At 50.4% G+C, this 19,775-nt stretch carries 35 protein-coding genes; 33 read left to right on the plus strand and 2 right to left on the minus strand.

The annotated features are described in order from the left end of the window. Window positions 1-13 precede the first annotated feature (13 nt). From fusA to rplQ, 32 genes are all read left to right on the plus strand, one after another. Window positions 14-2,092 carry an elongation factor G gene (gene fusA, locus T320_RS07000; protein ID WP_037354388.1) on the plus strand — a complete coding sequence of 693 codons (2,079 nt, stop codon included), beginning with the start codon at window positions 14-16 and terminating at the stop codon, window positions 2,090-2,092. 17 nt (window positions 2,093-2,109) lie between these two features. Continuing rightward, window positions 2,110-3,297, plus strand: a complete 1,188-nt coding sequence (gene tuf, locus T320_RS07005) for an elongation factor Tu (RefSeq protein ID WP_026767088.1) — start codon at window positions 2,110-2,112, stop codon at window positions 3,295-3,297. 176 nt (window positions 3,298-3,473) lie between these two features. Continuing rightward, window positions 3,474-3,785, plus strand: a complete 312-nt coding sequence (gene rpsJ, locus T320_RS07010; protein ID WP_014423834.1) for a 30S ribosomal protein S10 — start codon at window positions 3,474-3,476, stop codon at window positions 3,783-3,785. Window positions 3,786-3,803: 18 nt separating this feature from the next. After that, the gene (gene rplC, locus T320_RS07015; RefSeq protein ID WP_026760279.1) at window positions 3,804-4,448 is read left to right on the plus strand and encodes a 50S ribosomal protein L3; all 645 of its coding nucleotides are present in this window, start codon (window positions 3,804-3,806) and stop codon (window positions 4,446-4,448) included. A gap of 23 nt (window positions 4,449-4,471) precedes the next feature. Then, entirely contained in the window at window positions 4,472-5,095 is a 624-nt protein-coding gene (rplD, locus tag T320_RS07020) for a 50S ribosomal protein L4 (protein WP_014423836.1), read from the plus strand. Further along, complete coding sequence (gene rplW / locus T320_RS07025) at window positions 5,095-5,376, plus strand: 50S ribosomal protein L23 (RefSeq protein WP_026760280.1); 282 nt, start codon at window positions 5,095-5,097, stop codon at window positions 5,374-5,376. The genes rplD and rplW overlap by 1 nt, the downstream gene beginning before the upstream one ends. A 23-nt stretch (window positions 5,377-5,399) precedes the next feature. Continuing rightward, window positions 5,400-6,227: a 50S ribosomal protein L2 gene (gene rplB, locus T320_RS07030; RefSeq protein ID WP_014423838.1), complete on the plus strand. Its 828-nt coding sequence runs from the start codon at window positions 5,400-5,402 to the stop codon at window positions 6,225-6,227. A gap of 52 nt (window positions 6,228-6,279) precedes the next feature. Further along, entirely contained in the window at window positions 6,280-6,561 is a 282-nt protein-coding gene (gene rpsS, locus T320_RS07035; protein WP_014423839.1) for a 30S ribosomal protein S19, read from the plus strand. Between the two features lie 21 nt (window positions 6,562-6,582). Next, window positions 6,583-6,918, plus strand: coding sequence for a 50S ribosomal protein L22 (gene rplV, locus T320_RS07040; protein ID WP_014423840.1), 336 nt, complete (start codon window positions 6,583-6,585; stop codon window positions 6,916-6,918). 16 nt (window positions 6,919-6,934) lie between these two features. Beyond that, window positions 6,935-7,603: a 30S ribosomal protein S3 gene (gene rpsC / locus T320_RS07045; protein WP_026760281.1), complete on the plus strand. Its 669-nt coding sequence runs from the start codon at window positions 6,935-6,937 to the stop codon at window positions 7,601-7,603. Next, on the plus strand, window positions 7,603-8,046 hold the full coding sequence (gene rplP / locus T320_RS07050) for a 50S ribosomal protein L16 (protein WP_014423842.1): 444 nt from the start codon (window positions 7,603-7,605) through the stop codon (window positions 8,044-8,046). Before rpsC ends, rplP begins: the two co-directional genes overlap by 1 nt. Continuing rightward, window positions 8,036-8,230, plus strand: coding sequence for a 50S ribosomal protein L29 (rpmC, locus tag T320_RS07055; protein ID WP_014423843.1), 195 nt, complete (start codon window positions 8,036-8,038; stop codon window positions 8,228-8,230). The genes rplP and rpmC overlap by 11 nt, the downstream gene beginning before the upstream one ends. 36 nt (window positions 8,231-8,266) lie before the next feature. Beyond that, a complete protein-coding gene (gene rpsQ / locus T320_RS07060) occupies window positions 8,267-8,524 on the plus strand; it encodes a 30S ribosomal protein S17 (protein WP_014423844.1) in 258 nt (85 codons plus the stop codon). A gap of 29 nt (window positions 8,525-8,553) precedes the next feature. Continuing rightward, complete coding sequence (gene rplN, locus T320_RS07065; protein ID WP_026760282.1) at window positions 8,554-8,922, plus strand: 50S ribosomal protein L14; 369 nt, start codon at window positions 8,554-8,556, stop codon at window positions 8,920-8,922. Between the two features lie 33 nt (window positions 8,923-8,955). Then, window positions 8,956-9,273: a 50S ribosomal protein L24 gene (gene rplX / locus T320_RS07070; RefSeq protein ID WP_173435952.1), complete on the plus strand. Its 318-nt coding sequence runs from the start codon at window positions 8,956-8,958 to the stop codon at window positions 9,271-9,273. A gap of 20 nt (window positions 9,274-9,293) precedes the next feature. Next, window positions 9,294-9,833, plus strand: coding sequence for a 50S ribosomal protein L5 (gene rplE, locus T320_RS07075; RefSeq protein WP_026760283.1), 540 nt, complete (start codon window positions 9,294-9,296; stop codon window positions 9,831-9,833). Between the two features lie 14 nt (window positions 9,834-9,847). Continuing rightward, a complete protein-coding gene (locus tag T320_RS07080; RefSeq protein ID WP_014423848.1) occupies window positions 9,848-10,033 on the plus strand; it encodes a type Z 30S ribosomal protein S14 in 186 nt (61 codons plus the stop codon). A gap of 33 nt (window positions 10,034-10,066) precedes the next feature. Then, window positions 10,067-10,465: a 30S ribosomal protein S8 gene (gene rpsH / locus T320_RS07085; RefSeq protein ID WP_026760284.1), complete on the plus strand. Its 399-nt coding sequence runs from the start codon at window positions 10,067-10,069 to the stop codon at window positions 10,463-10,465. Between the two features lie 26 nt (window positions 10,466-10,491). Further along, window positions 10,492-11,043, plus strand: coding sequence for a 50S ribosomal protein L6 (rplF, locus tag T320_RS07090; RefSeq protein WP_037354398.1), 552 nt, complete (start codon window positions 10,492-10,494; stop codon window positions 11,041-11,043). Between the two features lie 30 nt (window positions 11,044-11,073). Then, window positions 11,074-11,433 (plus strand): 50S ribosomal protein L18, encoded by a 360-nt coding sequence (gene rplR / locus T320_RS07095; protein WP_014423851.1) that lies wholly within the window; start codon window positions 11,074-11,076, stop codon window positions 11,431-11,433. Between the two features lie 27 nt (window positions 11,434-11,460). Beyond that, window positions 11,461-11,967 (plus strand): 30S ribosomal protein S5, encoded by a 507-nt coding sequence (rpsE, locus tag T320_RS07100; protein ID WP_026760286.1) that lies wholly within the window; start codon window positions 11,461-11,463, stop codon window positions 11,965-11,967. 13 nt (window positions 11,968-11,980) lie between these two features. Further along, window positions 11,981-12,166, plus strand: a complete 186-nt coding sequence (gene rpmD / locus T320_RS07105) for a 50S ribosomal protein L30 (protein WP_026760287.1) — start codon at window positions 11,981-11,983, stop codon at window positions 12,164-12,166. Between the two features lie 24 nt (window positions 12,167-12,190). Then, window positions 12,191-12,640: a 50S ribosomal protein L15 gene (rplO, locus tag T320_RS07110; RefSeq protein ID WP_014423854.1), complete on the plus strand. Its 450-nt coding sequence runs from the start codon at window positions 12,191-12,193 to the stop codon at window positions 12,638-12,640. A gap of 1 nt (window position 12,641) precedes the next feature. Further along, window positions 12,642-13,898 carry a preprotein translocase subunit SecY gene (gene secY / locus T320_RS07115; protein ID WP_014423855.1) on the plus strand — a complete coding sequence of 419 codons (1,257 nt, stop codon included), beginning with the start codon at window positions 12,642-12,644 and terminating at the stop codon, window positions 13,896-13,898. A 13-nt stretch (window positions 13,899-13,911) separates the two neighbouring features. Beyond that, window positions 13,912-14,556 carry an adenylate kinase gene (locus tag T320_RS07120; RefSeq protein ID WP_026760288.1) on the plus strand — a complete coding sequence of 215 codons (645 nt, stop codon included), beginning with the start codon at window positions 13,912-13,914 and terminating at the stop codon, window positions 14,554-14,556. A 189-nt stretch (window positions 14,557-14,745) separates the two neighbouring features. Then, a complete protein-coding gene (gene infA / locus T320_RS07125) occupies window positions 14,746-14,964 on the plus strand; it encodes a translation initiation factor IF-1 (RefSeq protein ID WP_009645081.1) in 219 nt (72 codons plus the stop codon). Window positions 14,965-15,114: 150 nt separating this feature from the next. Next, on the plus strand, window positions 15,115-15,228 hold the full coding sequence (rpmJ, locus tag T320_RS07130) for a 50S ribosomal protein L36 (protein WP_014423857.1): 114 nt from the start codon (window positions 15,115-15,117) through the stop codon (window positions 15,226-15,228). A gap of 26 nt (window positions 15,229-15,254) precedes the next feature. Further along, the gene (rpsM, locus tag T320_RS07135) at window positions 15,255-15,623 is read left to right on the plus strand and encodes a 30S ribosomal protein S13 (RefSeq protein ID WP_026760289.1); all 369 of its coding nucleotides are present in this window, start codon (window positions 15,255-15,257) and stop codon (window positions 15,621-15,623) included. Between the two features lie 14 nt (window positions 15,624-15,637). After that, window positions 15,638-16,030: a 30S ribosomal protein S11 gene (gene rpsK, locus T320_RS07140; protein ID WP_014423859.1), complete on the plus strand. Its 393-nt coding sequence runs from the start codon at window positions 15,638-15,640 to the stop codon at window positions 16,028-16,030. Between the two features lie 20 nt (window positions 16,031-16,050). Further along, window positions 16,051-16,644 (plus strand): 30S ribosomal protein S4, encoded by a 594-nt coding sequence (rpsD, locus tag T320_RS07145; RefSeq protein ID WP_026760290.1) that lies wholly within the window; start codon window positions 16,051-16,053, stop codon window positions 16,642-16,644. Window positions 16,645-16,702: 58 nt separating this feature from the next. Further along, complete coding sequence (locus T320_RS07150; protein ID WP_026760291.1) at window positions 16,703-17,662, plus strand: DNA-directed RNA polymerase subunit alpha; 960 nt, start codon at window positions 16,703-16,705, stop codon at window positions 17,660-17,662. A gap of 14 nt (window positions 17,663-17,676) precedes the next feature. After that, window positions 17,677-18,015, plus strand: coding sequence for a 50S ribosomal protein L17 (gene rplQ, locus T320_RS07155; protein ID WP_014423862.1), 339 nt, complete (start codon window positions 17,677-17,679; stop codon window positions 18,013-18,015). A gap of 74 nt (window positions 18,016-18,089) precedes the next feature. Here the strand turns inward: rplQ and T320_RS07160 are convergent, their stop codons facing one another. Both T320_RS07160 and T320_RS07165 read right to left on the minus strand, forming a co-directional pair. Then, window positions 18,090-18,647, minus strand: a complete 558-nt coding sequence (locus T320_RS07160) for a BsuPI-related putative proteinase inhibitor (protein ID WP_081824788.1) — start codon at window positions 18,645-18,647, stop codon at window positions 18,090-18,092. Window positions 18,648-18,670: 23 nt separating this feature from the next. After that, window positions 18,671-19,180: a DNA-deoxyinosine glycosylase gene (locus T320_RS07165; protein WP_037354403.1), complete on the minus strand. Its 510-nt coding sequence runs from the start codon at window positions 19,178-19,180 to the stop codon at window positions 18,671-18,673. Window positions 19,181-19,341: 161 nt separating this feature from the next. Between T320_RS07165 and T320_RS07170 the strand changes: the two genes are divergently transcribed. Beyond that, complete coding sequence (locus tag T320_RS07170; protein ID WP_037354406.1) at window positions 19,342-19,728, plus strand: desulfoferrodoxin family protein; 387 nt, start codon at window positions 19,342-19,344, stop codon at window positions 19,726-19,728. The last annotated feature ends 47 nt before the right edge of the window (window positions 19,729-19,775 follow it).

Below are 19,775 nucleotides of genomic sequence, written 5' to 3' on the forward strand. Positions count from 1 at the left end.
AGCGATATTAAAAGTGGCAAGAGAGTATTCCCTTGAAAAAACTCGTAATATCGGTATCATGGCTCACATCGATGCCGGTAAGACGACTACTACTGAGCGTATCCTCTTCTACACCGGTGTAAACCACAAGATCGGTGAAGTTCACGACGGTGCTGCTACCATGGACTGGATGGTTCAGGAGCAGGAACGCGGCATCACGATTACGTCTGCTGCTACCACCTGTCATTGGAAAGACCATCGTATCAACATCATTGATACTCCGGGTCACGTGGACTTTACGGTAGAAGTTGAACGTTCCCTGCGCGTACTCGATGGTACCGTAGCAGTTCTGACTGCTCGCGGTGGCGTTGAGCCTCAGACTGAAACCGTATGGCGTCAGGCTGAGCGTTACAATGTTCCTCGTATGGCTTATGTCAACAAGATGGACATCACGGGCGCAGATTTCTATAATGTTATCAACATGATGCATGAACGTCTCCAGGCCAATGCAGTAGCTATCCAGCTGCCGATCGGTGCTGAAGATACCTTCCAGGGCATCATCGACCTCGTTAAGAACGAAGCCATCGTTTATGAAGACGACCTCGGCAAAGTTGCTGACGAAGTTGCTATTCCTGATGACATGAAGGAAAAAGCTGAAGAGTATCGCGAAAAGCTGCTCGAAGCTCTCTCCGAACTCGATGACGAGTTTATGGAAAAATATCTCGGTGGCGAAGAAATCACTGAAGAAGAGATTAAGAAAGTCATCCGTAAGGGCACCGTTGAGTGCAAGCTCGTTCCGGTAACCTGCGGTACTTCCTATCGCAACAAGGGCGTTCAGCCCCTGCTCGATGCCATCGTTGATTACATGCCGGCTCCGGTAGACATTCCGCCTATCAAGGGCATCAACCCGGATTCCGGTGAAGAAGACCGTCGTCCGTCCAGCGACTCTGAGCCGTTCTCGGCCCTGGCCTTCAAGATTATGACCGACCCCTATGTTGGTAAGCTGGCATTCTTCCGCGTTTACTCCGGTGTGCTCGATGCTGGTTCCTACGTGTTCAACTCCACGAAGGGCAAGAAAGAGCGTATCGGCCGTATCCTGCAGATGCACGCTAACAATCGTAAGGAAATCGAAAAGGTTTACAGCGGTGATATCGCTGCTGCTGTTGGTCTTAAAGACACCACGACTGGTGACACGCTGTGCGATGAAGCACATCCCATCATCCTCGAATCCATGGAATTCCCGGATCCCGTTATCTCCGTTGCTGTTGAACCGGCTACGAAGAACGACCAGGAAAAGATGGGCGTAGCTCTCCAGAAACTGGCTGAAGAAGATCCGACCTTCCGTGTACGTACCGATCAGGAAACTGGTCAGTGCATCATCTCCGGTATGGGTGAGCTTCACCTCCAGATTATCGTTGACCGTATGCTCCGCGAATTCAAAGTGGACTGCAAGGTTGGCGAACCGCAGGTTGCTTATCGTGAAACGATTCGCAAGACGGTTAAGTCCGAAGGTAAGTTCGTACGCCAGTCCGGTGGTCATGGTCAGTACGGTCATTGCTGGCTTGAACTCATTCCGCAGGAACCGGGTGAAGGCTTCAGCTTTGAAAATAAAGTTGTCGGTGGTGCAATTCCGAAGGAATTCATCAACCCGATCGAAGCCGGCGTAAAGCAGGCTATGGAAACTGGTGTTGTTGCCGGTTATCCGATGGTGGACATCAAAGCTATCGTTTACGATGGTTCGTTCCACGAAGTTGACTCCTCTGAAGCAGCGTTCAAGGTTGCCGGTTCCATGGCATTCAAGAGCGGTGCAGAGAAGGCAAATCCGGTTCTTCTTGAACCGTATGTTAAAGTCGAAGTCACCGTTCCTGAAGAATACATGGGCGATGTCATCGGCGACCTGAACTCCCGTCGCGGCCGTATCGATGGTATGGAAGCACGCAACGGTGCTCAGGTAATCAACGGGTTCGTGCCCCTTTCCGAAATGTTCGGTTACTCCACGGATCTCCGTTCCAAAACTCAGGGCCGAGGGAACTACAGCATGGAAGTAGCTTACTATGATGAAGTTCCTAAGAATATAGCCGAAAAGGTTATTGCTAAAAACAAAGGCGAATAAGGGAGGAAAAAACACAAATGGCTAAAGAAAAGTTTGAGAGAACTAAACCCCATGTTAACATCGGCACCATTGGTCACGTTGACCATGGCAAGACGACGCTGACGGCTGCAATCACGAAGTGCCTGGCTGAAAAAGGCATGGCAAAATTCGAAGATTACGCTGATATCGATAAGGCTCCGGAAGAGCGTGAACGCGGTATCACCATCAACACGGCACACGTTGAGTATGAGACTGAAAAACGTCACTATGCACACGTTGACTGCCCGGGCCACGCTGACTATGTAAAGAACATGATCACTGGCGCTGCTCAGATGGATGGTGCTATCCTGGTAGTTTCCGCTGCTGATGGCCCGATGCCCCAGACTCGTGAGCACATCCTGCTCGCTCGTCAGGTAGGCGTTCCTGCAATCGTTGTATTCCTGAACAAGGTTGACCAGGTTGACGATCCTGAACTGCTCGAACTGGTTGAAATGGAAGTTCGCGAGCTGCTCTCCAGCTACGAATTCCCTGGCGATGACATCCCTGTTGTTGCTGGTTCCGCTCTGAAGGCTCTGGAAGGCGATGCTGACATGCAGGCTAAGATCTATGAGCTGATGGATGCTGTTGACGAATACATCCCGACTCCGACCCGTGACACGGACAAGCCGTTCCTGATGCCGGTCGAAGACGTATTCACGATCACTGGTCGTGGTACCGTTGCTACGGGCCGTGTAGAACGTGGCGAACTGAAGCTGAACGACACGGTTGAAATCGTTGGTCTCCAGGAAGAACCGAAATCCACGGTTGTAACTGGTATCGAAATGTTCCGTAAGATGCTCGACAGCGCTGTTGCTGGCGATAACATCGGTGCTCTGCTCCGCGGTATCGACCGTAAGGAAATCGAACGCGGTCAGGTTCTGGCTAAGCCGGGTTCCATCAACCCGCACACGAAGTTCAAAGGTCAGGTTTACGTTCTGACTAAGGAAGAAGGCGGCCGTCATACCCCGTTCTTCACGAACTATCGTCCGCAGTTCTACTTCCGTACGACTGACGTTACGGGCGTAGTTACCCTGCCGGCTGGCACGGAAATGGTTATGCCTGGCGATAACATCGAGATGGATGTTGAACTCATCACTCCGATCGCTATCGAAAAAGGTCTGCGTTTCGCTATCCGCGAAGGTGGCCACACTGTTGGTGCAGGCCGCGTAACTGACGTAGAAGCCTAATTTACAGTTATTAAACCTATAGATAAGAGCGGCGCTCGCGTCGCTCTTATTTAAAGGTTTGAAATAATATGGTACCCCCCAACGCGATGACGTGGCAGATGGCTCGGCGTTGTCCGAGGGAACTGTTACGGAGAAATGTTTGGGCCAAGAGTCCGGACGATAAGGAGGAAAACAAATTGTCTAAGAACCAAAAGATTAGAATCCGGTTGAAGGCTTATGATCACAAAGCCCTCGATCAGAGCGCAGTAAAGATTGTGGATACTGCAAAGAAGACTGGTGCTATGGTTTCCGGTCCGATTCCACTCCCGACGGAGAAAAATATCTACACGATTTTGCGTTCCCCGCATGTCAATAAGGATTCCCGCGAACAGTTCGAAATGAGAACTCATAAGCGTCTTATCGACATCCTGCAGCCGACGAACAAGACGGTAGATGCGCTGATGCGTCTCGACCTTCCGGCTGGTGTAGACATCGAAATCAAATTATAATCCGAGGAGGTGGAATGAATGTCTAAAGCAATTTTAGGTAGAAAACTGGGCATGACTCAGATCTTCACGGAAGAGGGCAAGGTTGTCCCCGTTACTGTTGTAGAATCTGGCAACAACATCGTTATCCAGAACAAGACGGTTGAAAATGACGGTTACAATGCTGTTCAGCTTGGCTTCGGTGAAGTAAAAGAACATAAGGTAAACAAACCGATGAAGGGCCATTTCGACAAAGCTGGTGTTAAGCCGGTTAAGTTTATCCGCGAAATGCGTCTTCAGGATGCTTCTGAATACAAAGTCGGTGATTCCATCGGCGTTGACATATTTAGCGAAGGCGAATTAGTCGATGTTACTGGTACTTCCAAGGGTAAAGGTTTTGCCGGCGGTATCAAACGTCACAACTTTGCTCGTGGTCCCATGGGCCATGGTTCCAAATCCCATCGTGAACCGGGTTCCACTGGTGCGATGATTTCCGGTCCTGGCGGACGCGTGCTGAAAGGCAAGAAGCTGCCTGGCCGTATGGGTGGCGAACGTGTTACGGTTCAGCGCCTCACGGTTGTCCGTGTAGATGCAGACCGCAACCTGATTCTCATCAAGGGCGCTATTCCGGGCCCGAAGAAGAGCTTCGTTGTGATTAAGAACACCGTTAAACCGGGCAAAAACTAATTGGAAGGAGGAAAACCTAAATTATGGCTACAGTAGCAGTTTATGACATCACCAACAAGCAGGTTGGCGATATCGAACTCAATGACAATATCTTCGGCGTAGAGATGAACGCAGGTCTTCTCCATCAGGCCGTTGTTATGCAGCTCGCAGCACAGCGTCTCGGCACGCATGCTACGAAGACGAGAAGCTTCGTCCGCGGTGGCGGTCGTAAGCCTTGGAAGCAGAAGGGCACCGGCCGTGCTCGTGCTGGTTCCACGCGCAGCCCGCTGTGGGTAGGCGGCGGTACGGTATTTGGTCCGCATCCGCGCAAGTATGCTTTCAGCATGCCCCGCAAGCAGCGTCGTCTGGCTATCAAGTGCGCTCTTTCCGACAAAGTGAAGAATGGCGAACTGGTAGTTCTCGACAGCCTCGAATTCGAAGCTGCCAAGACCAAGCAGGTTGTTAAGATGATGAGCGATTTCTCCGTTGAGAAGAAGGCTCTCCTCATCACTGCTGATGAAGCAGAAAACGTAGAAAAGTCTGCACGCAATATTCCGGGTGTTAAGGCAATCAGCATGATGGGCCTCAATGTTCATGATATCCTGAATCATGACAAGCTGTTCATCACGAAGGATGCCGTTACCCGTATCGAGGAGGTATTCGCATAATGGAAGCACGTGATATCCTGATCCGTCCGCTGATTACGGAAAGAACGACTCAGCTCATGGCTGAAGGCAAATACGTCTTCGTTGTTGCGAAAGCAGCCAACAAGATTGAAATTGCTAAAGCAGTTGCTGAAATCTTCAACGTAAAAGTTGAAAAGGTCAATACGGTTAACGTACTTGGCAAAACGAAGCGCATGGGCCGCAACGTTGGCAAGCGCGCTGATTATAAGAAAGCTATCGTTAAACTCGCTGCAGGCAGCAGCATTGAGCTTTTCGAAGCGTAAACCCTTGCAAGGAGGAAATTTAAGTGGCAGTAAAGAGTTTTAAACCTTACTCTGCAGGTCGCCGTTTCATGACCGTCGCTTCCTTCGACGAAATTACGGCAAGCAAACCTGAAAAATCCCTGACTGAGCGCCTGGTGAAAAAAGGCGGCCGCAACCAGCAGGGCAAACTGACCGTTCGCCATCAGGGCGGCGGCCACAAGCGTCTGTATCGTGTAATCGACTTCAAACGCAACAAGGATGGTATCCCGGCTCGCGTCGCTACCATCGAATATGACCCGAACCGCAGCGCTCGTATCGCTCTCCTCAACTACGTTGATGGTGAAAAGCGTTACATCCTCGCTCCGAACGGTCTGAAAGTCGGCGATAAAGTTGTATCCGGCCCGGATTCCGATATCAAGGTTGGTAATGCCCTGCCTTTGAAGAACATCCCCGTTGGTACGACCATTCATAACGTAGAGCTGAAGATTGGCAAGGGTGCCCAGCTGGTTCGCAGTGCTGGTACTTCCGCTCAGCTCATGGCAAAGGAAGGCGATTACGCACTCCTCCGTATGCCGTCTGGCGAACTTCGCAAGGTGCATATCAACTGCCGTGCTACCATCGGTGAAGTTGGCAACCTGGAGCATGAAAACATTACGATTGGTAAGGCTGGCCGTAACCGTTGGCTGGGCGTTCGTCCGGAGAACCGCGGTACTGCTATGAACCCGAACGACCATCCGCATGGTGGTGGTGAAGGCCGCAGCCCTGTTGGCCGCAAGAACCCTGTTACCAAGTGGGGCAAATGCGCTATGGGTGCCAAGACTCGTCGCAAGAAAGCTTCCGATCGTCTCATCGTCAGAGGCCGCACGAAATAATGATAGAATCGGGCAGGCAGCTTAACGCCGCCTGACGGAAGGAGGATACACTTTGTCAAGATCGATTAAAAAGGGACCTTTCGTTGCAGAAAGCCTCATGAAGAAAATCACGGCTCTCAACGAAGCTAACGATAAAAAAGTTGTAAAGACCTGGTCCAGAAGCTCCACGATTTTCCCGGACTTCGTAGGTCATACGATTGCTGTTCATGATGGCCGCAAGCATGTTCCCGTTTATGTAACGGAAGACATGGTTGGCCACAAACTCGGTGAGTTCGCTCCCACCCGTACCTTCAAAGGTCATGCTGGTGAAGAGCGCAAGACCGGACTCAAGTAATTTTGCGAAAGGAGAATCCTTGTGGAATCTAAAGCAGTAGCTAAGTTCGTTCGCATCACTCCGCGCAAAGTTCGTGTTGTCCTGGATCTCATCCGTGGCAAGAACGTCGCAGAGGCTTTTGCGATTCTGAAATTCACGCCGAAAGCTGGCGCTGTAGTAGTTGAAAAAGTTCTGCGTTCTGCAGTTGCAAACGCTGAGAACAATTATGATATGGACGTTGACAAGCTCGTCATCAAGACGGCTTTCGCTGATGACGGCCCAACGATGAAACGCATCCATCCGCGTTCCCGTGGGCAGGCCTTCAAGATTTTGAAGCGCACGTCCCATGTAACCATCGTCGTAGACGAGAAGAACTAAGAAGGAGGGAAACGGATTGGGTCAGAAAGTAAATCCGCATGGTATTCGTCTTGGCATCGTCAAGACTTGGGATGCTAAGTGGTATGCAGACAAAGATTTTGCAGATAACCTGCATGAAGATATTAAAATCCGCGATTATCTGAAGCAGAGCCTTCAGGCAGCTGGTGTTTCTCGCGTTGAGACGGAGCGTAGCAAGAACCGCCTCAAGATCACGATTCACACGGCTAAACCGGGTATGGTAATCGGTCGCGGTGGTTCCGGTATCGAACAGATCAAAGAAGGTCTGAAGAAGTACACGGAAAAGAAGGTTGACATCAATATCGCTGAAATCAAGCAGCCGGATATGGATGCAACGCTCGTTGCTGAGAACATTGCTCAGCAGCTCGAACGCCGTATTGCTTTCCGCCGTGCTATGAAGCAGGCTGTTGGCCGTACGATGCGTCTGGGCGCCAAGGGTATCAAGGTTGCTCTGAGCGGCCGTCTTGGCGGTGCCGAAATTGCTCGTAAGGAAGCTTATCGTGAAGGCAGCATTCCTCTGCACACGCTTCGCGCTGATATCGACTATGGTACGGCAGAAGCACATACGACTTATGGCCGTATCGGCGTAAAAGTATGGATCTTCAAGGGTGAAGTTCTTCCGGAAAGAAAGCAGCGTCAGGCTGTAGCTGAAGGGAGCGAAGCTTAATGTTATTACCAAAGAGAGTTAAATACCGTAAGCAGTTCCGTGGCCGTATGAAGGGTAAAGCTCATCGCGGCAACACCGTAAGCCATGGTGAATATGGTCTGGTTGCTCTGGAACCTGCATGGATCACGAACCGTCAGATCGAGGCTGCTCGTATCGCTATGACCCGTTACATCAAACGTGGCGGTCAGGTTTGGATCAAGATTTTCCCGGATAAGCCGGTAACGGCAAAACCGGCTGAAACCCGCATGGGTTCCGGTAAAGGTTCGCCTGAGTACTGGGTAGCAGTAGTTAAACCGGGCCGCGTACTGTTCGAAATGGACGGCGTATCCCGTGAAGTTGCTCAGGAAGCTATGCGTCTTGCAGGCCACAAGCTGCCGATCAAGACGAAGTTCGTTGTTAAAGAAGATGTAAAAGCAGAGGGCGGTGAAGTAAATGAAGGTTAATGAAATCCGTGAAATGAGCGCTGATGAGCTTAACCAGAAACTTACTTCGCTCAAAGAGGAACTGTTCAACCTCCGTTTCCAGCTCGCTACTGGCCAGCTCGAGAACCCGATGCGTATCAAAGAAGTAAAGAAGACGATCGCCCGCATTAAGACGATCCAGCGCGAAGCCGAACTGAAGGCCTAATCGCACACTGATATGCAGAAGGAAGGAGGCTCCCTAATGAGCGAAAGAAACGTACGTAAGATTAAAGTCGGCAAAGTAATTTCCGACAAAATGGATAAAACGGTTGTTGTAGCAGTAGAAGAGCTCGAGCAGCACAAGCTCTACAAGAAGCCGGTTAAGAGAACTGTAAAGTTCCATGCTCACGATGAGAAGAACGATGCTCACGTAGGCGATAAGGTATCCCTGATGGAAACCCGCCCGCTGTCCAAGACCAAGCGTTGGAGAGTTGTCGAAGTCATCGAACGCGCTAAATAAGCCAAAATTAAGAAGAAGGAGGTCCAACAATGATCCAACAGCAAACAATCCTGCAGGTTGGCGACAACACTGGTGCAAAAGAAATTATGTGCATCCGCGTTCTCGGTGGTTCTTACCGCAAGTATGCCAACATTGGTGATGTTATCGTAGCTGCAGTTAAATCCGCAGCTCCGGGTGGCACGGTTAAGAAGGGCGATGTCGTTAAGGCAGTTGTCGTTCGCAGCGTGAAAGGCCTGCGTCGTGCAGACGGTTCCTATATCCGTTTCGATGAAAACGCCGCAGTTATCATCAAAGAAGACAAGACTCCGAAAGGTACGCGTATCTTCGGACCGGTAGCTAGAGAACTTCGCGATAAAGACTTCATGAAGATCGTTTCCCTGGCTCCTGAAGTACTTTAATTGTGAGGAGGTGCGATTTTGGCATTCGTTAAGATGAACGTTAAGAAGGGCGATACGGTCGTTGTATTGTCCGGCAAAGATAAAGGCAAGCAGGGCAAGGTTATCACTGCTATGCCCAAGCACGGTAAGGTTGTTGTGGAAGGCGTTAACAAAGTTAAGCGTCACACGAAGCCGAACCAGAAGGCTCCCCAGGGCGGTATCCTGGTAAAGGAAATGCCCATGCACGCTTGCAAAGTTATGCTGGTTTGCCCGGCATGCTCCAAAGCAACCCGCGTTGCTCATAAAGAAGTCAATGGCAAGATGGTTCGCGCCTGCAAGAAGTGCGGCGAAGTTATCGACCAGACGAAATAATTTGGAAAGGAGGAGCATAAGTGGATAGATTACAGGAAAAATATCAGAACGAAGTCTGCAAGGCTATGACCGAAAAGTTCGGTTACAAGAACGTAATGCAGCTTCCGAAAGTTGAAAAGATTATCATCAACATGGGCGTAGGCGAAGCCGTTGGTAACCCCAAGGCTCTGGACTCTGCTGTAGCTGATCTGACGATCATCTCCGGCCAGAAGCCGCTCCTGACCCGTGCAAAGAAATCCCTCGCTGCCTGGAAACTGCGTGAAGGCATGCCCATCGGCTGCAAAGTAACCCTTCGCGGTCAGCGCATGTACCAGTTCCTCGATAAGTTCATGAACGTTGCCCTGCCGCGCGTACGTGACTTCCGCGGTGTAAGCGACAAGGCTTTTGATGGTCGCGGTAACTACGCTATCGGCCTGAAAGAGCAGCTCATCTTCCCGGAGATCGAATACGATAAGATCGACAAGCTCCGTGGTATGAACATTGTTATCGTTACGACGGCACAGACGGATGAAGAAGCCAGAGAGCTCCTGAAACTCATGGGTATGCCGTTCAAAGCATAAGGAGGTAAGGAAACTTGGCTAAGAAAGCTATGGTAGAAAAGTGGAGCAAAGAACCGAAGTTCTCCACTCGCGGTTACAACCGTTGCAAAATTTGCGGCCGTCCGCATGGTTATATGCGTAAGTTCGATATGTGCCGTATCTGCTTCCGTGAGCAGAGCTACAAAGGCGCTATCCCTGGCGTAACCAAAGCCAGCTGGTAAGATTGATTTAAGTAAAAGGAGGATATCGATTCAATGGCAATGACTGATCCTATTGCAGATATGCTGACTCGTTTGCGCAATGCAAACAGTGTATACCACGAAAGTGTTGAAATCCCGGGTTCCAAAATCAAAACGGCTATCGCTGAAGTTTTGAAGGAAGAGGGTTTCATCAAGGACTACACCTTCACTGAAGATGGCAAGCAGGGCGTTATCTCTGTTTCCCTCAAATACGGCCCGAACCGTGAGAAGGTTATTTCCGGTATCAAACGTATTTCCAAGCCTGGCCTGCGTCAGTACGCTAAGAAGAGCGAACTGCCCCGCGTTCTCGGCGGCTTGGGTATCGCCATCATCTCCACTTCCAAGGGCATCATGAGCGACAAGCAGGCTCGTAAAGCTGGCCTTGGCGGCGAAGTTGTTGCATACGTTTGGTAATCGAAAAGTAGTCAGGAGGTGTACAGATGTCAAGAATTGGTAATGCACCGATTGAAATCCCAGCTGGCGTAACCGTCACTGTTGGCGATGACAATTTGGTAAGTGTTAAAGGCCCGAAAGGTGAACTTTCCCGCCAGATTAGCTCGGAAATGAAAATAACCGTTGAAGGTAACGTTCTGAAAGTAGAACGTCCCTCCGACGATAAGACCCACAGATCTCTCCATGGTCTTTCCCGTACGCTCATTAACAACATGGTTATCGGCGTAACGGAAGGTTTCTCCAAGAACCTCGAAATCAATGGTGTCGGCTACCGTGCTCAGCTCAAGGGCACCGCGCTGAACCTGTCCCTGGGTTTCTCCCATCCGGTAGTTGTTGAACCGCCGAAGGGCATCAAATTCGAATGCCCCTCTGCTAACGCTATCACGGTTTCTGGTATCGACAAAGAAGTTGTTGGCCAGATTGCCGCTGAAATCCGCAGCTTCCGTGAACCCGAACCGTACAAAGGCAAGGGCATCAAATACGCTGGCGAACATATCCGTCGTAAAGAAGGTAAAGCCGGCGCTAAGGGCAAGAAATAAGGTACTGATTCGAGAAAGGAGTGAATCTCTGTGCTGGTTAAAGCAGATAAAAATAAGGCACGTCAGAAACGTCATCTGCGTGTCCGCAACCATATCGCAGGTACGGCAGCTCGTCCGCGCCTCAACGTATATCGCAGCCTGGCAAACATTTATGCTCAGGTCATTGATGATGAAAAGGGCGTAACGCTCGTTTCCGCAAGCACTCAGGACAAGGGCTTTGAAAACTACGGCGGCAACATCGAAGCAGCTAAGGCTATCGGTGCTGAAGTTGCTAAGCGTGCTCTCGAAAAGGGTATCAGCGAAGTTGTTTTCGACCGTGGCGGTTATGTATACCATGGCCGTGTGGCTGCTCTGGCTGAAGCTGCTCGTGAAGCAGGTCTGAAGTTCTAAATCATCAATACTGAAGGAGGTAAATGAATGGCTAGAAATATGGACAACGAAACTCCAGAGTTCGAGGAGAAAGTTGTATACATAAATCGAGTTGCGAAAGTCGTCAAGGGCGGCCGCCGCTTCTCGTTCAGTGCTCTCGTTGTTGTTGGCAACAAGAAGGGCAAAGTTGGCGTAGGTCTCGGCAAAGCTGCTGAAGTTCCCGAAGCTATCCGCAAAGGCGTTGAAGATGCAAAGAAGAACCTCGTTGAGGTTGCTCTCTTCGATGGCCGTACGATTCCTCATGAGATGCTCGGCATCTTCGGTGCTGGTAAAGTTATGCTGAAGCCGGCTGCCAAAGGTACCGGTGTTATCGCTGGCGGCCCGGCTCGTGCCGTATTGGAACTCGCCGGCATCCATGACATTCTGACCAAGTCCCTGGGTTCTTCCAACCCGAACAACATGGTACGCGCTACGATGGAAGGCCTCAAGGCCCTCAAGCGTGCTGAAACGGTTGCTGAACTCCGTGGCAAGACGGTTCAGGAAATCTTAGGTTAAGGAGGGCGCGAAAATGGCAAAAATTAAAGTAACTCTTAAAAGAAGCCTTATCGGCCGTCCCGAAACGCAGCGCAAGACTGTTCGTTCTCTTGGCCTGCGCAAGATCAACTCTGTTGTTGAACTGCCGGACAACCCGGCTATCCGCGGTCAGCTCCACAAAGTTGAGCATCTGATTACCGTAGAAAAAATCGCAGAATAAGATAAGAACAGGAGGTGCACGCAGATGAAATTACATGAATTACAGCCAGCAGCTGGTTCCCGCAAGGTTCGCAACCGTGTAGGTCGCGGTCTTGGTTCCGGCAATGGTAAGACTTCCGGTAAAGGTATGAAAGGCCAGAACTCCCGCAGCGGCGGTGGCGTTCGCACGGGTTTCGAAGGTGGCCAGATGCCTCTGTACCGTCGTCTCCCGAAGCGCGGCTTCAAGAATATCTGGGCTAAGACCTTCGCTGAAGTGAATGTTGAATCCCTGAACCGCTTCGAAGATGGCACGACGGTTGATCCCGTTGTTCTCGTTGAAGCAGGTATCCTGAAGAACGTTCAGGATGGCATCCGTATTCTCGGCAACGGCGAACTCACGAAGAAGCTGACGGTTCGTGCTAACGGCTTCACGAAGTCCGCTGAAGAGAAAATCACCGCTGCAGGCGGCCAGATCGAGAAGATTGAGGTGAAGTAAGGTGCTTTCAGCCCTTGGCAACGTATGGAAAATTCCGGAGCTTAGGCAGAAAATAACCTTTACTTTGATTATGTTTGCCATCTTCCGGATGGGGACGCATATCCCCGTTCCGGGGGTTGACCCGACAGCGATTGAGCAGTTGTTCGCAAACGGCAACCTCTTTGGTCTGTTAGATCTCTTTTCTGGTGGTGCTTTCAGTAAGTTCTCCATCTTCGCAATGTCCATTACTCCATACATCAATGCGGCGATTATCATTCAGCTGCTGAATGTGGTAATCCCCACACTGGAGCAGTGGTCGAAGGAAGGTCAGGAAGGACACAAAAAGACCACCCAGGTTACACGCTACCTCACGGTAGTATTGGCTTTCCTCCAGGCGATTGGCATGTCCATCGGCCTGAAGGCAGCTATTTTGAATCCAAGTCCCGTCAACATCCTGATTATTGCAATCACGCTGACGGCGGGCACGGTGTTCTTGATGTGGCTCGGTGAGCAGATTACGGCTAACGGTGTTGGTAACGGTATTTCCCTTATCATCTTCGCCGGTATCGTAGCAGCTCTGCCGAAAAACATCGGCACCATTTATCATTACGTCCAGGCTGGAACCATCAGCTACTTCTCCGTGTTTATGTTTGCTCTCATTGCAATCGCTATGGTGGTATTCGTAGTACATGTAGAAAATGGCTTCCGCCGCATTCCCATTTCCTACACGAAACGGGTTGGTGCCCGTGGCACCTACGGTGGTCATTCCAGCCACATTCCCCTGAAAGTCAATCAGGCGGGCGTAATCCCAATTATCTTTGCGTCATCCGTGCTGATGTTTCCAGTAACCATTGCCCAGTTTATTGAGATTCCCTGGGTAAAGACCGTTGCCAGTTATCTGGAGTGGGGTAAACCGTTACAGACTACATTATATGTAGGCATGATAATCTTCTTTACCTACTTCTATACTGCGGTTACTGTAAAGATATCGGATATGGCAGAGAATCTGAAAAAATACGGTGGTTTCATCCCGGGCATCCGTCCGGGACAGCCAACGGCAGATTATTTAGATCATGTCATGACTCGTATCACGCTTGCTGGCTCGATTTTCCTGGCCTTCATCGCAGTACTGCCGAATATGGTAGCAGCCGCTACCAATATTCAGGGTGTATACTTTGGCGGTACGGCCCTGCTGATTGTCGTGGGCGTTGCCCTTCAGACCATGAAGCAGATTGAAGCCATGATTGTTATGCGCCACTACGAAGGGTTCATGAAATAAAGGAGGCAAAAACATGCATATCCTGTTAATGGGCCCCCCGGGTGCCGGTAAAGGCACGCAGGCGGCTGAACTGGTCAAAGCGTTTGGTGTTCCTCACATCTCCACGGGCGATATGTTCCGTGCAGCTGTGAAGGAAGGCACCGAACTTGGCAAGCAGGCGAAAGCCTGCATGGACGCAGGTAAGCTCGTTCCTGACGAAGTTACCATCGGCATTGTCCGTGAGCGTCTTGCCAAAGATGACTGCAAGAAAGGTTTTATCCTCGATGGTTTCCCCCGTACCGTTGACCAGGCAGATGCCCTCAAAGGTATTTTGGAAGACCTCGGTTTAAGCCTGACGCGTGTCCTGAACATCAATGTTCCGGCAGCTGACCTTATCGAACGCGCTGTGGGCCGCCGCATTTGCAAAAAATGCGGTGCTACCTACCACGTGAAGTTCAACCCGTCCAAGACGGAAGGAACTTGCGATGAGTGCGGCAGCGAACTCTTCCAGCGTGCTGACGATACGGAAGAAACGATGAAGAGTCGTCTCTCCGTATACGAAGACAGCACCCGCCCGCTGATTGATTACTATCAAAAAGCAGGCCTCTACACGGAAGTGGATGGCAGACAGGCGATTGACAAAGTTACCGCAGACCTCATTGCAGTTCTGAAGGGCTGAGTCAAACCGTTGGTGAAATTCACGCAGCGATAGAGATTGTTGTAAGGGCGGCAGGAACTGCCGCCCATTACAATGATTAAAGAATTTTGATTAACAACCTGTTGTTGGGCATGGCATTTCTAAGAAATGCAAAAGCTCCTTAGATGACTTTGGCCCAACCAATTTATACATCTGCAAGAGGAGAAAAACATGTCGAAACAAGATGTTATTGAAGTAGAAGGCAAAGTCCTGGAGGCACTGCCAAATGCAATGTTCCAGGTTGAGCTAGAGAATGGTCATGTTGTACTGGCGCATGTATCCGGCAAGATTCGCATGAACTTCATCCGTATCCTTCCGGGAGACAAAGTCACTATCGAACTCACGCCGTATGACTTAACGCGTGGCCGTATAACCTACCGATTCAAATAAGGTCATCTCCGCTTTTGCTTATAGTTTGCTGTGTTTGTTATCATTTCAAATTTTTTATAAAAAAATTCACTTTGCCACTAGGCAAGGGGGAGCAAACATGCTATACTAGCAAAATGAGACTGACAATAAGGAAAAGGGGGCACAACGAAAATGAAGGTAAAACCGTCAGTAAAGCGGATTTGTGAAAAATGCAAAGTCATTAAGCGCAAAGGCCGTGTTATGGTCATCTGCGAAAATCCGAAGCATAAACAGAGACAAGGTTAATTAAGAAATAAGGAGGTGCTTTATTAATGGCACGTATTGCCGGTGTAGATTTACCCCGTGACAAGAGAATTGAAATTGCATTAACGTACATCTTCGGTATTGGTCTGAAGACTTCCAAGGATCTGCTGAAGGAGACTGGTATCAACCCGGATACCCGTACGCGTGACCTCACGGAGGATGAAGTTGTAAAACTTCGTGATGCCATCGATAATAACGTTATGGTAGAAGGTGACCTTCGCCGTGAACGTCAGATGAACATCAAGAGACTCGTTGATATCGGCTGCTACCGTGGTCGTCGCCACCGTCTTGGTCTGCCCGTTCGTGGTCAGAACACCAAGAACAACGCCCGTACCCGTAAAGGCCCGAAAAAGGCCGTAGCAGGCAAGAAGAAATAAAGGAGGGTTAACTGGTGGCAGTTAAGAAAGCAGTCCGCACGAAGAAAAAAGTTCGTAAGAACGTCGAATATGGCGTAGCCCATATCAGTTCTACGTTTAACAATACGATTGTAACGCTTACCGATAAGAGCGGTAATGCACTTTCCTGGGCCAGCGCAGGCGGCCTTGGTTTCCGTGGCTCCCGTAAGAGCACGCCGTTCGCTGCACAGATGGCAGCAGAAACGGCTGCAAAAGCAGCTATGGAACATGGCCTCAAGCAGGTCGAAGTATACGTTAAGGGTCCTGGTGCCGGCCGTGAAGCCGCAATCCGTTCCCTGCAGGCAACTGGCCTCGAAGTAAACATGATCAAAGATGTTACTCCGATTCCGCACAACGGATGCCGTCCGCCGAAGCGTAGAAGAGTTTAATAGGAGGTGCAATTAGAAGTATGGCAATTGATAGAGTACCAGCCCTGAAAAGATGCCGTGCACTCGGCATTGAACCGGCTGTTATCGGTCGTTCCAAAGAATCCAAGCGTCAGCCGCGCCGCACGAACCGTAAGGTTTCCGAATACGGCATGCAGCTGAAAGAAAAGCAGAAAGCAAAATTCATCTACGGCGTACTGGAAAAGCAGTTCCGTGGATACTACGATAAAGCTAAGAAGATGCAGGGTGTAACTGGTGAAAACCTCCTTGGTCTTCTTGAGCGCCGTCTGGACAACGTTGTATATCGTCTTGGCCTCGCTAACACGCGTCGTCAGGCTCGCCAGCTCGTTCGTCACGGTCACTTCACCGTTAACGGCCAGCGCGTAGACATTCCGTCCGCAATGGTTCATGCTAACGATGTAATCGCAGTTAGCGAAAAGAGCCAGTCCAATGCTTTCTTCAAAGAACTGAAGGAAAGCAGCAATGCCCTGTCCGCTCCGGCATGGCTTCAGGCTGACCAGGCTAACCTCACGGGTACGGTAACGCGTTTCCCGAACCGTGAAGAAATCGATGTTCCTGTTAACGAGCAGGCTATCGTCGAGTTGTACTCCAAATAATGAATATTTGTGCCTGTGTGCATAGTGTTCGATTAGTTATTGAGGAGGTTCATTCCAGATGATAGACATCGAGAAACCGAAAATTGAAATTGTGGAAATCAGCGAAGACAACCGCTACGGCAAGTTCGTCTGCGAACCGCTCGAACGCGGCTACGGCACGACGTTTGGCAACAGCCTCCGCCGTATGCTCCTGTCTTCCCTGGAAGGTTCTGCAATTACCTCCATCCGTATTGATGGAGTGCTCCATGAGTTCTCCACGATTCCGGGTGTCCGGGATGACGTGACCAATATCGTTCTGAACCTGAAGCAGCTCTGCCTCAAGATGCAGGGCAACGAGCCGAAGGTTATCCGCATTGATGTGGAAGGCGAAAAGGAAGTTACGGCTGCCGACATCATCTGTGATGCCGACATTGAGATTCTCAATCCGGACCTCCATATTGCAACGGTTGACGAAACGGGCAAACTCAAAATTGAGATGACCGTTGCCCGTGGCCGTGGCTACATTCCGGCAGAACGGAACAAAAAGCCGGATGACACGATTGGGGTAATCCCCATCGATTCGATTTTCTCCCCGGTACAGCGTGTAAACTACACCGTGCAGGACACGCGTGTAGGTAACGAAACCGACTATGACAAGCTGATTCTCGAAGTATGGACCGATGGTTCCCTGCGTCCGGAAGAAGCTGTCAGCAAAGCAGCCGGTATCCTCGTGATGCACCTCAAGCTGTTCCAGAGCATGGATGGCCTGCCGGAAGAAATCGAAGAGGAGGAGGCAACCTTCCCCGAAGAGGTAGAGGACGATACTTCCAAAGTTTTGGAAATGACCATCGAAGACCTCGACCTCTCGGTACGTTCCTTCAACTGTCTGAAGCGTGCTAACATCAACACGGTCGCTGACCTTGCTGAAAAGACGGAAGATGACATGATGAAGGTCCGCAACCTCGGCCGCAAATCTCTTGAAGAAGTCAAGAAGAAGCTCGAGGAACTCGGTTTAGCGCTGAGAGTAAACAACGATTGAAAAGAGGGAAATAAATGAGCTACAGAAAATTAGGACGTAACTCCGCAGCCCGCAAGGCGCTGTTCACTAGCATTCTTACTTCCTTCTTCAGATATGGACGCATTGAAACGACGGAAGCAAAGGCAAAAGAGCTCCGCAAGTTCGCTGAGCAGCTCATCACGCTGGCAAAGCGCGGTGACCTGAGCGCTCGTCGCAAGGCAATCGCATCCCTTGCTGATGAAGATGTAGTAAGAAAGCTGTTCGATGAAATCGCAGCAAAATACGCAGACCGTCAGGGCGGTTACACCCGTATCCTGAAACTCGGCGTACGCCGCGGTGACGCAGCTCCGATGGTTATCATCGAGCTCGTGTAATTACATATTACAGCAATCAAAAGTCCTGGCCGAATGGTCAGGACTTTTTTGCTGTATGTGTATTGACTGACAGATTATCTGCTGCCGAATATCACGCCGCCGTGGATTAGCACAGGGGTGCTGTTGCTGGCGATGATGGTGGGGAGTTTGGCGGAGAGTTTGCAGGGGGTATCTAAGATATAGGCGGTGACGAGGACGGCATCGTCTTTTATTTTGCGATAGTCTTTGCTATCCAGTTCGGCTTTGTAGACTTCAAAGCTATGCGGGGCAATGGTGGTGGTGCAGAGTGCCTGTGTGAAGGCCATGCCGTCTGACCATTGCCACATTTTTTTGCCGTTCTTGTCGGTGATAAGAAAGTCGTAGATTTGTCCGTTGCGGTGGTTGATGGTGTAAGGTGTATCGCCGTTGTTGCTGACTTTCAGTTCCAGCAGCAGGCGGCCATGACGTTCCTGCAGGGTCAGTTCTTCCGTAAGCTGCTCCAGCTGCAGAGCGGCATAGGTGTTGCCGATGGTCTTGGTACTGGAGCCGGAGGCCGGGAAGGTGATGCCGATACCCGTACCAAAGCCGGCACTGGCCATGGAGGGGGCGGCGATGAAGAGGGCGCATAAAAGCATCAATAGTTTTTTGAACATAGGAAAGACTCCTTTCGCAGTTGTTATGAATGAAAGGGAATTCTCCAGGCAGCCGTCAGTTTTTCCATATTCCAGCGGGCGTTGGCCGGGCTGGTGGAGGGCAGCTGATGGAAGTGGATATCGGGGCGGCTCAGCAGGTGCTTGTTGTATTTTTTGAAGCATTGATAGGATTTGCCGCCATTGAAACAGATGGTATGGATATGAGGATAATGGGCAAGCAGGGCAGTGAAGTCATTGCCCTGTTCATTTTTTATATCGGCATCAAGGCTGCCCTTTCGCTCGCAGACGGCAATGGAATCCCAAAGGGCAATATGATGGCGGCGGAGCATAGCCAGACGCTCCGGATAGTCAGCCGGTGGTGCCGCTTGTTCCAAAATGCGGGCCATCATGGGCCAGAAGCGGTTCTGGGGATGGGCATAATACTGCTGGGCTTCCAGAGAAGCCACGCTGGGCATGGAGCCGAGAATCAGATGAGTACAGTGTTCGTCAATGCTGGGGCGAAAGCCTTGGCATTGAAAAGGGGATACAGACAAGAAAACACCTCCTGTTGTTTTGTCTCTATCATATCATGTTGAAGCGGACAATGTAATCACTTGCATATTATTTTTTTGGTGGCAGGATTTGCATGGCTTAGCATAGAATTGATAAGAATTAAGTGGGATAATGTGTATTAGGAACTACAGGAGGGAAAAGCATGGCCAGTAAATTTTATCGTTGCAGCCGTTGTGGCAACATTGTGGGCCTGATTCAGGAAGGCAAGGGCACATTGGTGTGCTGTGGTCAGGACATGGAGGAACTGACGGCCAACACCACCGATGCGGCACAGGAGAAGCATGTGCCAGTGGCAGAGTTCGATAAGGCCGCAGGTGTGCTCAAAGTCACGGTGGGCTCGGTGGCGCATCCGATGACGCCGGAGCACCTCATTGAGTGGATTCATGTACAGACGAAGAACGGCGGCATGATGCGGCGACTGACCTCTGAGGACAAACCGGAAGCCGTGTTTAAGATTGCCGATGGGGATGAACCTCTGACCGTTTTTGAATACTGCAATCTCCATGGCTTATGGAAAGCGGATATCTGAATCTGAATAAGATTTGAGCGTGGCCCTGACAGGCTTGAGCAGGCTGT

Source organism: Selenomonas sp. FC4001, assembly GCF_000701565.1.
In the GTDB taxonomy this organism is placed as follows: Bacteria; Bacillota; Negativicutes; order Selenomonadales; family Selenomonadaceae; genus Selenomonas_A; species Selenomonas_A ruminantium_B.

Bases quoted from the DNA above. Each gene is read 5' to 3' on its own strand.
- T320_RS07170 (WP_037354406.1), top strand. From the start codon at position 19,342: ATGGCCAGTAAATTTTATCGTTGCAGCCGTTGTGGCAACATTGTGGGC.
- rpsD (WP_026760290.1), top strand. From the start codon at position 16,051: ATGGCAATTGATAGAGTACCAGCCCTGAAAAGATGCCGTGCACTCGGC.
- rpsE (WP_026760286.1), top strand. From the start codon at position 11,461: ATGGCTAGAAATATGGACAACGAAACTCCAGAGTTCGAGGAGAAAGTT.
- rplQ (WP_014423862.1), top strand. From the start codon at position 17,677: ATGAGCTACAGAAAATTAGGACGTAACTCCGCAGCCCGCAAGGCGCTG.
- rpmC (WP_014423843.1), top strand. From the start codon at position 8,036: ATGAAGGTTAATGAAATCCGTGAAATGAGCGCTGATGAGCTTAACCAG.
- T320_RS07120 (WP_026760288.1), top strand. From the start codon at position 13,912: ATGCATATCCTGTTAATGGGCCCCCCGGGTGCCGGTAAAGGCACGCAG.
- rpmD (WP_026760287.1), top strand. From the start codon at position 11,981: ATGGCAAAAATTAAAGTAACTCTTAAAAGAAGCCTTATCGGCCGTCCC.
- rplO (WP_014423854.1), top strand. From the start codon at position 12,191: ATGAAATTACATGAATTACAGCCAGCAGCTGGTTCCCGCAAGGTTCGC.
- T320_RS07150 (WP_026760291.1), top strand. From the start codon at position 16,703: ATGATAGACATCGAGAAACCGAAAATTGAAATTGTGGAAATCAGCGAA.
- rpsM (WP_026760289.1), top strand. From the start codon at position 15,255: ATGGCACGTATTGCCGGTGTAGATTTACCCCGTGACAAGAGAATTGAA.
- rplX (WP_173435952.1), top strand. From the start codon at position 8,956: ATGAACGTTAAGAAGGGCGATACGGTCGTTGTATTGTCCGGCAAAGAT.
- T320_RS07160 (WP_081824788.1), bottom strand. From the start codon at position 18,647: ATGTTCAAAAAACTATTGATGCTTTTATGCGCCCTCTTCATCGCCGCC.
- tuf (WP_026767088.1), top strand. From the start codon at position 2,110: ATGGCTAAAGAAAAGTTTGAGAGAACTAAACCCCATGTTAACATCGGC.
- rpsH (WP_026760284.1), top strand. From the start codon at position 10,067: ATGGCAATGACTGATCCTATTGCAGATATGCTGACTCGTTTGCGCAAT.
- rplP (WP_014423842.1), top strand. From the start codon at position 7,603: ATGTTATTACCAAAGAGAGTTAAATACCGTAAGCAGTTCCGTGGCCGT.
- rplF (WP_037354398.1), top strand. From the start codon at position 10,492: ATGTCAAGAATTGGTAATGCACCGATTGAAATCCCAGCTGGCGTAACC.
- rplC (WP_026760279.1), top strand. From the start codon at position 3,804: ATGTCTAAAGCAATTTTAGGTAGAAAACTGGGCATGACTCAGATCTTC.
- rplW (WP_026760280.1), top strand. From the start codon at position 5,095: ATGGAAGCACGTGATATCCTGATCCGTCCGCTGATTACGGAAAGAACG.
- rpmJ (WP_014423857.1), top strand. From the start codon at position 15,115: ATGAAGGTAAAACCGTCAGTAAAGCGGATTTGTGAAAAATGCAAAGTC.
- rpsQ (WP_014423844.1), top strand. From the start codon at position 8,267: ATGAGCGAAAGAAACGTACGTAAGATTAAAGTCGGCAAAGTAATTTCC.
- rplD (WP_014423836.1), top strand. From the start codon at position 4,472: ATGGCTACAGTAGCAGTTTATGACATCACCAACAAGCAGGTTGGCGAT.
- infA (WP_009645081.1), top strand. From the start codon at position 14,746: ATGTCGAAACAAGATGTTATTGAAGTAGAAGGCAAAGTCCTGGAGGCA.
- rplN (WP_026760282.1), top strand. From the start codon at position 8,554: ATGATCCAACAGCAAACAATCCTGCAGGTTGGCGACAACACTGGTGCA.